The 12,408-nt window shown below is 67.8% G+C and carries 8 protein-coding genes and 1 pseudogene; 3 read left to right on the plus strand and 6 right to left on the minus strand.

Annotation, left to right across the window (positions count from 1 at the left end; translation table 11 throughout):
* Positions 1–621, plus strand: a pseudogene (locus AB0C16_RS39005) (hypothetical protein); the annotation flags it as partial.
* Positions 618–788 (plus strand): hypothetical protein, encoded by a 171-nt coding sequence (locus tag AB0C16_RS39010; RefSeq protein ID WP_357691005.1) that lies wholly within the window; start codon positions 618–620, stop codon positions 786–788. The pseudogene AB0C16_RS39005 and the gene AB0C16_RS39010, both read left to right, overlap by 4 nt.
* A gap of 1,115 nt (positions 789–1,903) precedes the next feature.
* Here the strand turns inward: AB0C16_RS39010 and AB0C16_RS39015 are convergent.
* The 5 genes from AB0C16_RS39015 to AB0C16_RS39035 all read right to left on the minus strand — a co-directional run bounded on the left by AB0C16_RS39015 (position 1,904) and on the right by AB0C16_RS39035 (position 10,578).
* Complete coding sequence (locus AB0C16_RS39015; protein WP_357691007.1) at positions 1,904–2,533, minus strand: HNH endonuclease family protein; 630 nt, start codon at positions 2,531–2,533, stop codon at positions 1,904–1,906.
* 255 nt (positions 2,534–2,788) lie between these two features.
* A complete protein-coding gene (locus tag AB0C16_RS39020; protein WP_357691009.1) occupies positions 2,789–3,238 on the minus strand; it encodes a lamin tail domain-containing protein in 450 nt (149 codons plus the stop codon).
* A gap of 1,043 nt (positions 3,239–4,281) precedes the next feature.
* Entirely contained in the window at positions 4,282–7,206 is a 2,925-nt protein-coding gene (locus AB0C16_RS39025) for a DEAD/DEAH box helicase (RefSeq protein WP_357691011.1), read from the minus strand.
* Positions 7,178–8,497, minus strand: coding sequence for an ATP-binding protein (locus tag AB0C16_RS39030; RefSeq protein WP_357691013.1), 1,320 nt, complete (start codon positions 8,495–8,497; stop codon positions 7,178–7,180). Before AB0C16_RS39030 ends, AB0C16_RS39025 begins: the two co-directional genes overlap by 29 nt.
* Positions 8,494–10,578 carry a TerB N-terminal domain-containing protein gene (locus AB0C16_RS39035; RefSeq protein WP_357691016.1) on the minus strand — a complete coding sequence of 695 codons (2,085 nt, stop codon included), beginning with the start codon at positions 10,576–10,578 and terminating at the stop codon, positions 8,494–8,496. Before AB0C16_RS39035 ends, AB0C16_RS39030 begins: the two co-directional genes overlap by 4 nt.
* A 729-nt stretch (positions 10,579–11,307) precedes the next feature.
* On the opposite strand from AB0C16_RS39035, the gene AB0C16_RS39040 reads away from it, so the two are divergent.
* Positions 11,308–11,565, plus strand: a complete 258-nt coding sequence (locus AB0C16_RS39040; RefSeq protein ID WP_357691018.1) for a hypothetical protein — start codon at positions 11,308–11,310, stop codon at positions 11,563–11,565.
* A gap of 233 nt (positions 11,566–11,798) precedes the next feature.
* Here the strand turns inward: AB0C16_RS39040 and AB0C16_RS39045 are convergent.
* Positions 11,799–12,408: hypothetical protein (locus AB0C16_RS39045; protein ID WP_357691020.1), on the minus strand; the 610-nt coding region annotated here is incomplete at its 5' end.

Raw genomic sequence — 12,408 nt, forward strand, 5'->3', positions numbered from 1 at the left:
GGCGGCAAGCAGCGCACCGACTCAACGCATGTGCTCGGCGCGGTCCGCGATCTGAACCGGCTGGAGCTGGCCGGGGAATGCGTGCGGGCGGCGCTGGAGGCGATCTCGGCCGCCGCGCCCGGCTGGGTGGAGCGGGTGCTGGAGGTGAGCGGCTGGGCCGAACGCTACCGCGCCCGGGTGGACTCCTGGCGGCTACCGGCCTCGGCGGCCAAGCGCGAGCAACTGGCCATCGCCTACGGCGCCGACGGATATGCGCTGGTGAGCGCCGTGTATGCGCCGTTCTCCCCGGCCTGGCTGCGTGAACTGCCCGCGGTGCAAGCCTTGCGGATCATGCTGGTCCAGAACTACACCCGCACCACCGGCAGCCGCGGGCGGGAGGTGGTCAAGCGGCGGGAGTCCCTCGATGACGGCGGAGAGGGGCTCCCGCCGGGCAGTATCCGCCTGGCCTCCCCCTACGACGTGGACGTCCGCTGGGCGGCCAAGGGGATTTGTTCTGGTGCGGCTTCATGGTGCACATCAGCGAGACCTGCCACGACCTCCCCGCCCCAGACGAGAGCGCGTCCGGCACACAGCCGGGCACACAGCCGGGCAACAATGCGCCCACCACCCCGCCTAACGTGATCACGAACGTGGCCACCACGGACGCCACCGTCCCCGACGTCAAACAACTCGAACCCATCCACGCCGCGCTGGAGCGCCGCGGCCTGGTACCGGCCGAGCACTACGTCGATTCCGGCTACGCCGCGGCCGTTCGCCTTCGACGCCGAGCTCCAGACAATCACTCATGATGACGTCGTCGACCTGGCCGCGCTGGATGATTTCCAGGCAGCCTGGCGGCGCATCGCCACGCGCGCCCAGGACCGGCAGGACTGGCAGCGGATGCACGCCGAAGCCGAGCAGATTCAGTCCGGCAATTACCCGGCCGGGCCAACCGTGGCCGAGGTCCTGGCTCGGCGAGGAGTCCAGCTGTAGATGTACGCCGTCCGCATGGTGGCGGCCGCTGTTCTATAACCCGGACGTGTCGGAGCGCAGATCGACAAGGCGGCGTTCGTGGTGTGTGCGGTCATGCACCTGCGCCAGGTGCTGCGCTGGCGCGATGTGTTCGCCGAAGGGGCCGAGCGGTGGAGCGATCCGCGCGCCCGACTGCTGGACGGGCCGGCTTAGCAGGAGGCGCGGCCACGCATCCTCGCTGGAGCTGGAGATCGAACCGGCAGGACATCTGGACGGGCTCGGCGCCAACACCGCAGTGCGGTGTGTCGGCGGCCGGCTGCAACTGGAGAAGTTCGGCGCGGCCGAGGAGCCGCCCCTGATGAAGGAACTGCGCGCCCTGCTGACTGACATGCTGCCCCGGCTGGACTTTCCGGAACTGTTGCTGGAGGTCTTCAAACCGCACCGGACTCCGGCGGGCCAACGACCACTCCTGCGGCACCCTCCGCCCACACGGCGCCGACGAGCTGACCCACCCCGAGCCCGGTCACGTACGCCATCCGCACCAACAGTTACGCCTTGCCCCCACCTACCTCTGATCACCGGCTACCAGCAGGCCCACAGCGTGGCGGTCACCCTGACCGGTGACTGGCAGGCCACCCGGCAGGTACAGCTGCCCGAAACCGGCGTCTGCTCCGTCAACCCTGGCCGGGCGCGCCATCGCCGACGACTTCGGCCTCGCCCCCGAAACCCCCGCCCAGTTGCTCGCCGCCACCCAGCGTCACCTACCTCAGCATCCCAACGCGGCCGACGCTGTACTGGCCGCAGCCCACGAGCTGGGCGTCGAACCGGCCGCCGCCCTCAAGCTCGCCGCTCTGGCCGGGGAAGGGCACGGCGCCCAACAACTGGTCGGCTGCTGCTCAGTCTTTCGTCAGGACTGGGCGGGCTTGCTCGTGTTCTACGGCGTAGGAGGCGTTCAGCAGGTGGCGAGCATCTCGATGAGCGCTTCCTTCTCCGCCGGCTCCATGGACAGGCCCCAGTCGTGCTTGACGTCGATCCACGAGCGGGCGTACTCGCAGGAGAACGACTGCAGCGGAGGCTTCCACCGGGCGGGGTCCTTGTCGCCCTTGGACTGGTTGACGTTGTCGGTCACCGCCCACAGCTGGGAGTCGTCCAGCGAGTTGGCGAACGCCTTGCGCTTCTCCGGCGTCCACGCCCAGGCGCCGGACACCCATGCCTGCTTGAGCGGCACCATGTGGTCGATGTCGAGATCGAGGGGGTCGGTCCAGACCCCGCCATCGTATGGGCTGGTCCAGGTGCCGGAGATCGCCTTGCACGTGGCGTCGGTTTCAACGTTCTCGCCGTCGCGGATGAGTACCGTCTCGCGAGCGTCGCACTCGCCTTGGACTTTGGCCCAGTGGTTGAACTTCTTCCGGTCGTAGGTGTCGGCGTGTACTTCCTCAGCGATGGTGATAGCGCCGAGCTCGGATCTGGCTTCGATGGCGGTGGGGATGCCGGGCGGGCCGGCGGGTGCGGCGCTGGTGGCGAGCGGTGTGAGCAGGAGCAGAGTGGCGGCGCTGAGGGCGGGTACGGCGATGCGGCGCATGACGACGGCCCTTCCGTCTCCGCCTCGGGCCAGGCGTTTCGCCTGGTCAGGGAAACGAGGCGAGACAGAAGCGAAGATCTCAAACAGACCACAGGATCGGCGATGGTGCCGCCGTACAGTGTGTGACCTGCGGTTTTGGGCGTGTCGGCGGTAACGCCGAAGATGCGTCCAGCAGAATGCGGACAGAAGACCTCAGGCCCCCGCTTCGCCATCGCGATCCAGGCGCGAGCGGGAGCCTCGCTTCGTGTCAGGCGTCTACTTGCAGGCCGTCCAGTCGCCCGCGCTGCCCCACGAGCAGGTGTCGATCTTCTTCATATCGGACGCCCGGTAGATGCCCGCGATGTCGCCGTCGTTGTTCCATACGTACTGCTGGCGGTTCCAGAACACGCCGCTGCTGCCATCGTTGCCGGATCCCGTCCTGACGGTGACAGTCTTGCCCGGCCGGAGAAGGAACGGCAGGAACCGGTACTTGTAGCCCGTCTTGTCCCGCAGCACCCAGCCTTCAAGCTGGATGGCCTTCTTGGTCGTGTTGAGCAGGACGACGTACTCGGCGTTCAGGCTGCTGTTGGAACGGGTGTCGTTGCCCGGCGAGTCGTAGTACACCTTCGTGAACATCACGGGCGGGTTGGCGGCCTCGACCGGCGCGGCGACGACGGCGAGGGCAAGGGTCCCGGCAGCGGCGGCGGGAACGAGACGACGGAGCATCCGCTCTCCTGTGGTTCGGGGGATGGGAGTGACAGGAGATGAGACGGCCGAATGCGTGATCAGGTTGTCACGCGGCGCTGTCCGGTCCTGGACAAGCCGTGTCCGGTACATCTCTTGCACTCGCAGTTAGCCGCGTAGTTCTTCGCCGCCACTGCCTGAGCCTCCACGACAGTGACGACCTGCCCCTCGGGCCCCAGGACCGTCCATCCCGCGCGCGTCCGGCTAGGTCTTCGCCGCGGCTGACGGATCTCCCGCTGATCCACTGGCGCGGCGGCTGCGGTCGGGCTACTTGCCTTGGTGTGGGCTGTTCGGCCGGCGCCGCGGCTGGCCGGTCATCCCGCTCCTGGACACGCCGTGGCAGGACACGGTCTCAGCCGACCGGAGCGGCTGGCGGACACACGCCGCCAAGTTGCGTAGTTGTGTGGCGCAAGGTGCTGTAAGCGGTCACTAGAACTCCTGGTCGGCGGACGTCCTGTGCCAGGTGAATGGCCACGGGACTCCAGGTAGGCGGCCACGAGAATTCCCGGTGGACGGACCGTGAGCCCTCGGCGGAGGCCTGCACGGCGTCCCGCTGAGGGTGCTCCTAGACGCCGAGCTCGCCGACGCCGTTCGCGTCTCGGCGTCACAGGAGCACTCCGATGCCGTGGGGCCGACGAAGGAGGCCCTGCGGCGCCGATCGCCCCCGACCATCGCCCTACGCCGGCCACCCCCAGGCGATCGTGAGGCCCCGGCCACTCCGATCCCTTGCCGCAAGCACGCCCTCCCCGATGTCCGCAGAACCGAGAATTACATGGCCGTATACCTGGAGAACCACTGTCCGCGGACAAGGACGTCCATGTCCGTCCACCTGGAGTTCCTCATGTCCGTTCACAGGTGCCTTCAGGAAAGGCGTCACCCCCTTGCGCCCGCCGACACCCGGAGGTACCAGGGCACAGCGGTGCCGTCCCGGCTGGGACTTCGGCTTCTTTGACGCCGGAACGTAAGCGGCCGGCACCCCTGGCGTTCGTCGATGTGCAGGTCGAGCAGTGCGGGTATGGCTGTCATCACCCCAGCAGGACGCGTCGCTTGGCAAGACCTGAGGCAGGTGCCGAGCACCATGGCGCGGCTGGGAGTTGTCCGGAGGTGCCAAGCTCACTGAACCAGTACAGCCCTTCTGCCGCTGCTCGTGCGAGATAGATCTGCAGCAATCTGGCGCATGTACGGGCGTCGTTTTCGGCGTGGTGTGCCCTGCCGGTGTCGATTCCTTCGGCGGCGGCGCAGTCGGAAAGACGGTGGGAGGGTAGCGGAGGCCCGAAGCGGCGGGACAAGTGCAGGGTGCACAGGGTCATCAGGTTGTCGGGGGCAAGCCCTGCACGGGCGAATTCGGTGCTGAGCACTTCGCTGTCGTAGCGGACGTTGTGGGCTACGATCACCGCGCCGTCGAGCATCGCCGCCACGTCTCCGACGATCTGCGGGAAATGTGGTGCTGCTGCTAGCTCACCTTGAGTGAGGCCATGGATGTGGGTTTGGCCTGGTCCGCGTCCGGGGTTCACCATGGTGGAGTAGGTCCGGTCTTCGCTGCCGTCAGGGTGGAGGCGGATGATCGCGATTTCGGCGATGCGGGCCTTGCGTGCGTCGAGGGAGGTGGTCTCCACGTCCACGACCGCGTAAGGCAGGCAGCCTATGCGATGACGATGGAACGGCGGGGAGAGTGCCGTCGGCGTGTCGGCGCTGGCGGCTCTTGTCCGGCTGGTCGTGGCCGCGAGAGCGGTGATGGATCTTTGGGTTTCGGTGACGTCGAGTCGGCGGCTGTAGGAGCGGGTGAGCAGTTCCTCGCCGATGACGTCGTCGTACTTGTCGATCCGCTTGTCGCTGATGGGCCCGGCCAGGTCGAGGGCGTCGGGAATGCCGGCAGAGGCCAGGTTCGCCAGCAGGTCAGCGGCTGCTTGTGGTGAGGTGTCGCTGATCAGCAGCGCGAGTCCGTAACGGGCGACGTCGACGCCGTGGATGTGCAGGGCCAGGGCGAGGGTGGTCATGATGGCGTCGCCGCGGAAGGGGAACAGCAGGGTGTCGTTGCCGTAGCCGACGAGCGGGTTGTCGTGCAGGCCGAGACGATGGTAGGCGGCACGGCCCTCGGTGAGCAGGTGCTGGGCCGTGGCGTCCAGGTAGGCCGGGATCGTGGTCTGTTCGTACAGGCGCCTCATGGTGGTGCGGATGCGGTCGTGGATGAGCGGGCCGGTGCCGGTGAAGCGGGGCGGGCGGCCTCCGGAGGCGCGGGTGACTTCGATGAGTTTGAGGTGCATGTCGATGCTCAGGATGCGCCAGCGGCGGCCGGCGAAGATGAGCAGGCTGCCTTCAGGTATCGGCTGTTCGATGGGCAGACTGCCGAGCGTCCGGCCTTCGGTGACGATCCGGTATTCGGTGGGCGCGGCGAAGGCGGTGTAGAAGGTGTGGTGGTTGACCAGCCGCTCCCCCGCGTCCGCGTGTAGCAGGAGCCCGTCGTTCTCCTGGCGGATGAGGTCGGCGGTGCCGAGGTCGCGCAGCAGTGTGGCGAAGGTCGGGCTGTCGACGGCGTGGAAGGGGCCTTGCGCGCACAGGGTGCGGTAGGCGTCGGCGGGGGTGATGCCGCCGTGCTGGGCGATGAGGGACAGGATCTGCTGGATCAGGGTGGACAGGTGCAGGGCCTCGGCAGGAGGGGGTTCGTACCAGCGTTGCAGGAGCAGTTCGACGGTGGCGATGGCCTGCACCAGGTGGGCGCGTAGTTCGTCGGCCGGGTGGATGGTTGGGGTGGCTTCGGGTTCGCTGATGTACAGCCGTAGGATGGCCGGTCCGCCGCGGCGTCCCGAGCGGCCGAGGCGTTGCCGCAGCGCGGCGACGCCGGGAGGGGCGCCGATCTGCGCGATGGAGGTGACGGCGCCGATGTCGATGCCCATCTCCAGGGTGGAGGTGCAGATGGCGGTGGCCGGGCGGGTGCGGTCCTTGAGGCGGGCTTCGGCGTGTTCGCGGATGTCTTTGGACAGGTTGCCGTGGTGGGGGACGAACTCGTTCGGTACGTGGGCGCTTTCGCAGCGGCGGGAGAGCAGGTCGGTGTAGTCCTCGACGGCGGCGCGGGAGTTGGCGAAGACGAGGTGGTGAGAGCCGCGGAGCGTGGCGAACAGGTGGTCGGCGATGGCCAGCCGGTCTCCGGTGGCGACGTCGTCGGCGCTGACGTCCTCGCCCAGGGCTTCGTGGGCGGCGCTGGCACGTGGGTCGATCGTGGGCGCGGTCTGGACGTAGCCGCGTAGCTGCAGGCGGAGCTCTTGCGCGTCGCTGTTCGAGACGATCACGGTGACGTCGTCGCCGGATCGCGGGCGCAGGAAGTCGGCGGCCTTGCCCATGTCGCCGAGTGTCGCCGACAGTCCGATGCGGGGGACGCGGCGGCGGGCCACCAGGTCGAGGCGGTGCATGAGCGACTGGAGTTGGGCGCCTCGCTCGGTTCCGATGAAGGAGTGCAGCTCGTCGATGACGAGGTAGCGGGCGCAGGACATGAGGTCGCGGATCTTCCAGCCGCGCAGGACGAACATGGCCTCCAGCGACTCGGGGGTGATCAGCAGGATGCCCTCGGGCTGGTCGAGCAGCTTGCTCTTGGCCGAGGCTGCTACGTCGCCGTGCCAGCGGGAGACCGTGATACCCAAGTGGGCGCAGAGCTGGTCGAGTCGGCCGTACTGGTCGTTGATGAGGGCCTTGAGCGGGCTGATGTAGACGGCGGCGAATCCGCTGCTGTCCGGCTGTTCGGTCAGGGCCGAGCAGATGGGCAGGAACGCCGCCTCGGTCTTACCCGAGGCGGTGGCGGCCGCGATGAGCACGTCGCGGTCACCAGCAAGGATCGGCGCGATGGCGGCCTCTTGGGCCTCGCGCAGTTCCCGCCAGTTCTGTTGCCAGATCCACTGCTGGACCTTGGGATGCAGGCGTTCGAATGCGTCAGAGCCGGAAGGAGGCGAGGTCGTCATCGCCGGGCCTTTCCGCGGAGTCCTCGTCGAGCGGCGCCAGGTCGGGGTTGGTCTCCGGTGCCGGCTCTATCGAGGGCAGGATCTGGCGCCAGTCCACGCCCGGGTTCTGCTCCAGCACGGCCAGCAGGTCGCAGAACGCTTTGATGGTGGTGCGGGGGGTGCGGAAGTAGGCATCGCCGATGCGGTTGGCGCAGTGGTACATGAAAGCCGTCAACGCGTCGTCGGCCAGCAGGTAGCGGGAGGTGTCGCCGCCTGCTTGGACGTGGCGCAGCTTGGCCAGCAGGACGTACAGGTCCTCCTGGGTGAGCGCGGCCAGGCGCAGGACCGGGCCGGAGTAGTCGACCAGGCCGCCGGTGGCGAAGGTGTTCTCCGATAGGCGCGAGTGCAGGGCCGGGTAGCTGAACAGACCGCGGCGGGAGTCGGCGAGGAATTCCGGGGTGCCGCCGAAGACGAAGCCAAGATGCGCGGCGGTGCCTTGCAGGGTGTCGTTGAGGATGCGCAGGATCTGCTCGTAGTTGGAGTTGCGCGCCTGGGTGGAGGCCAGCTTGTACAGGTTGACCATCTCGTCCAGGCACACCAGCAGCCCGTCGTAGCCGGCCAGCCGGACGAAGCGGCTCATCAGCTTCAGATGGTCATGGACCGTGGCGTCGTCGATGATCGTGCGCACGCCGAGCGCCGAGCGGGCCTCGGTCTTGGTGGAGTACTCGGCGCGCAGCCAGCGTACGGCCGCGGACTTGAGCTGTTCGTCGCCGCTGTCGTGGCCGCGCCAGTAGGCGGCGATGACCTCGGCGAAGTCGTAGCCGCCGGTCATCTCGCCCAGGTGTGCCAGTCTGCTGCGGATGATCTGCGACGGGTCGGCTCCCGTCTGCTGGGCTTCGGCCAGTGCCGTGGAGACGAAGCGCTCGACCACGCTGCTCAGCGCTCCCCCATCCGGTTTGGCGCGGGTGGCGAGGTTGCGCATCAGCTCGGCGTACAGGCTGCGGGCCTGGCCGCCGCTGGAGTGCAGACGTCGGTCCGGGTTCAGGTCGGCGTGCACCGTGACGAGTTTCTTCTCCATCGCGACGGAACGCACCAAGTGCAGGAAGAATGTCTTGCCGGCGCCGAAGTCGCCGATCACGAACCGCACGGCCGACCCGCCGTCGGCGATGCGGTCGATGTCGGTCACCAGCGCTTTCACCTCGGGCTCGCGTCCCACCTGGATGTGGCGCTGTCCGATGCGCGGCACGACGCCGGCGCGCAGGGACTGCAGCAGGGCGTCACGCTCTCGAGGGCGGATCGCGGTCGACGTCACGTCAGCATCTCTCCCAGTAGGTTCCTGTCGACCCAGATGGGGTCGTCACCATCCAGCAGCGGCTCGCCTGCCAGCTCGTAGGCGGCCTCGTTGATCCGATCCAGCGCGCCGTCCGGCAGAAGTTTCCAACGCGCCGCCAATTGCTCGAACTGCGCACGCGAAATCTGTTCTGCGGAACCCAGCTCGCGCACCAGCCCGGAGTGCTGCCCGTCCAGCCCGGCGACAGGCGCGGCAGCGGGCAACGGTGCCGCGACCGCCGGAGCCTCGTCCTCGGCGAAGATCGAGCCCAGCAAAGCGCCGACGCGCGCGGTCTCGGCCAGCTTGGCCGCGATCGCCGCCTCATCCAGCTGCACGAGCGGCGCGGTGGCCTGCCGTGGGATGGCGTGTCCTCGTTCCGGCTGGGCCGGGCGGACGACCACCGGCTCCGTCGCCGGCGAAGGCGTGACCGGGATGAGAGCGGGATCCAGCTCCAGCAAGCGGTAGATCTTGGTGAGGGTCTTCACCTCGTCCGGCGAGATACGGCCGTCGGCCGCGGCCACGGCGGTGAGGAACTCCGCCACGTAGGAGCGCTGGGCCGCGTCGATGCCCGCGATACGCCGGGTGAGGCCGGTGAGCTTGACCGGAGTGACCGTGAGCCAGCGCAGATGCGCGTGCAGGCGTCGTCGTTCCTCGGTGGTCAGATGCAGCGCCCGTTCCAGATGATCGCTCAGATGGCGCTGCTCGGCCTCGTCGAAGTCGCCGTCGGCGGTGCTGAGCGCCGCTGCCAGATGGAGCAGCAACGTGGCGGCCTGGTAGGCGTCGGACGCCGCGGCGGTGGGACCGTCCGGCGCCGCGAACACCACCATGAACCCCGAGGTGAGAACCGCGCCACCCACACGGGGATCAGGCTCGATGCCGACACCTGCCCTGCCCAGCACCTGCGCCAGGGCGATGACATCCTTTTTGGCAGGCTTCGCCTCTTGGGGGGCGGAGATGAAAGCGGAGAACTCCCCCGCCGGGACCACAGCGGAATCCTGTGTCCCCAGCCGATGGCGCGCCCACGCGATGGTCTGTCCGGCGCCGCCACCGGACAGATTCACCAGCTCGGCGGGCAGCAGCGCTTGCGCCTGGACGGAGGACTGGCCATCGGGTACACGGCCGAGGTAGCGGCTGTATGCCTCCAGTTCCGAGGTGCATTCGTCGGCCAGGGCCGTCAGTTTCCGGGTCGGCGCGGCGAATTCCAGCACGTCGGGAACGCCGGGCAGGGTCAGCTCGGCGACCCCGCGCAAGCCCGCGCTGGCGGGCCGGTAATCCAGCGTTACCTCCCTGCGCCCCGGCCGTACGACAAGCCCCTGCCCATAGCGGGCGGCATAGCGCCGCAGGAAGAGCGCGTCGAATTCGGCCGCACAGCGGGTGGCGGGAGTACGCGGGTGGTAGTCCGGGTGCGAGCGGATCCAAGACAGCGCCCATTCAGCAGGCACAGGGGCGCCCTGTGCCGCGAAGACGCCCACACCGGCGCGCAGTCGTAACGGGGGCGGGTAGTCCCGCGTGGGCGCTGGTGCCGGGCCCGCTCCGGAAACTCCCGCGGTGAGAACGTCCAGCACCTGCTCGAACTGTCCGGCATAGCGCTTGAAGGAGTTGTGGCCGCCGTAGATGGCCAGTAGGCGACGGACTTCATGGTGGATGATCGGCAACTCGAACGCCGCAGTGGAACGGTCCCGTTGCAGGTCGTGCAGGACTCGCCGTTCCAGCCCGTAGAAGTAGAGGAACACATATCCGATCGGCACCTGCGGAAAGCGCCGTCCATCCGCGAGCCACGCCAGGTAGGCGGCCCTGGACTGCGGCGGAATGTCGCCGTAGGACGGCCAGTAGTCCAGCCCTTGGCCGCCCCAGTCCGGTTGGCGAAGGTCGACGGGCAACGTGGGGTTGATCAGCGCCGGGTCCGCTCTGTTTCCTGATGGCGCTGCCAGATGGGTGCCGACGTAGAGCAGTCCGCCGATGATGTTGTAACCCGCGATGGTGATTCCTGCCCCCGGGCGGAGCCATGAATCCGCGGCAGCGTGGGAACGTAGCGACGGCGGCGCAGGGGCGGGAGCGGACATCGCATGGCGGCCAGGCCGAGGAGGGGACGGGTGAGGGCTGTGCGCCGATGGCGGGGCCGCCACGGACGGTGGAGTGGATGCGCGTCGGAAGCGGTTCAAGAAGCTCACCGATCCCCCTGTCCAGCCGTGTCAGCTCCGCGCTCATGCCGCCCGAGTCGCCCGAAGACATCCCCCATCTCGAAGAGCACTTTAGCCTTTCCTATTTCCTTACATAGCGCGTGCAGGGCGGCCCGTTATCAATCCGCCGCTACATTCTCAGCACATATAGCGGTTTTCGGTACATCCGATATCAGAAGGAGGGCGACAACCGTTCCAGGGCCTCCTTAATGATCGCGCCACCGACACCGGGGCGATCTCAGCGGAACAATTCGGATGATTGGGATTTCTTGGACATCGCTGCTAGCGTTTCGGTCCTTTCGGAAGGTGTGGTCGAAGACCGGAAGCAAGCGTGGAGCTTCCGTTAGAAGAGCATTCACCACAGGAAACCCGATCAGCCGGAAGACTCCGCGTGATTGCTCACCGTGCCATGCTCGACGTGTCCCGCACACTCGGTCAGCACCTCGCTGCCTCCTGCGCAAAGAAGGCCGGCTGCGCGGTCCTCCGAAAGACAGCCCGGCCCTGGGCCGGTCATGCTGCTGTGCCGGTTCCGAGGCGAGCACAACATCCCCGCGCTCGGCCGCAACCGCCGCGTCTCCTGGGCCGCCGGCTACCGCTACATCTACGAGGGAATTGAGGTTCTCGCAGCTCAAGCGCCGGATCTTCCTGCAGTTCGACCCCGCCCACGCCAAAGGACTGGCCTACATGCTCCCAGACGGCACCCTGATTTCCATCGATTGCTGCGCCGAGCCGGCCGACAGCGTCAAGAACGACCCCATCGGCGCCTGGTACGCGGGCAAGGCCCACCAGTACGCCGACAACCTTCAAGCGCTTCCAACACCAGGAGAGTGTGGATCGGCGAGGTCGAACCCAGCTCCGTCCACGACCTGACCGCCACCCGCACACACGTCCTGGGCGCGCTGGACGCCGCCGCCGCACGCGGTCCGCCCTCGCCGACGGCGGCTACGACGGCGCTGGAATCGGACTTCACACACCGACTAGGCAGCCCGAAGGAAACCAGACCCTCAGCCCGGACTACCGCACCTGCAAGCGGCTGCTACGAGCCCCGCGCCGTCTCGGCGAACGCGGGATTCGCCCTGCTGCCGGTTGCACTCGACGTACCGCTACCGCATGGCCGTGCGCCGTGCCCTTCTCGCTGGAGGCCACCTGACTCCTGTCGTTCGGCCTGACCGAGCGAGCGCCCACAGGAGGGCGATGAGCGCGATCGAGCATGCCTGTGCTGTGACGACGAACGCGGTGTACTCATGCCACGGGTTCAGTGTCTCCAAAGTGATGGCGGAGATAGCGAGCATCTCGCCGACACACAAGGTCAGCACGGTGACCAAGATCAGAGTTCGTTCGATGGCTCCTCGGCGCAACTGGTCGAAGAGCCGCGCTTCCACCCCCACGGCGATGAGCAGGAGCGGGATGATCTGGCTCGCCTGGGCAAAGTACTCCTGATGGACGCCGACATGGCCCCAGATCTTCTCGGTCGGGTCTTGCGCCTCGCAGTTGGCCACGCAGTTCAGCGGCTCGATCAGGTGCTCCCACATGGTGGAAGCGAAAAACGCCGCGAACATCCCGAAAAGGAGCGGCAGGGCGACGCGGAATCGCCGCCATGTCACCTTGGCTTTCGCAGCCTCCTCAGCCGACTCGGCTGACCCCAGTTTCGCCTGCCGCCTCCAGCCGGGCGCGAAGCGGACTTCGAGCACGGCCATGATGATGGTCGCGAAC

The organism is Nonomuraea sp. NPDC048916 (assembly GCF_040649575.1).
In the GTDB taxonomy this organism is placed as follows: domain Bacteria; phylum Actinomycetota; class Actinomycetes; order Streptosporangiales; family Streptosporangiaceae; genus Nonomuraea.

Excerpts from the sequence above, each read along its gene's own strand:
- AB0C16_RS39015 (WP_357691007.1), bottom strand. The coding sequence starts at position 2,533 with ATGCGCCGCATCGCCGTACCCGCCCTCAGCGCCGCCACTCTGCTCCTG.
- AB0C16_RS39020 (WP_357691009.1), bottom strand. The coding sequence starts at position 3,238 with ATGCTCCGTCGTCTCGTTCCCGCCGCCGCTGCCGGGACCCTTGCCCTC.
- AB0C16_RS39025 (WP_357691011.1), bottom strand. The coding sequence starts at position 7,206 with ATGACGACCTCGCCTCCTTCCGGCTCTGACGCATTCGAACGCCTGCAT.
- AB0C16_RS39035 (WP_357691016.1), bottom strand. The coding sequence starts at position 10,578 with ATGTCCGCTCCCGCCCCTGCGCCGCCGTCGCTACGTTCCCACGCTGCC.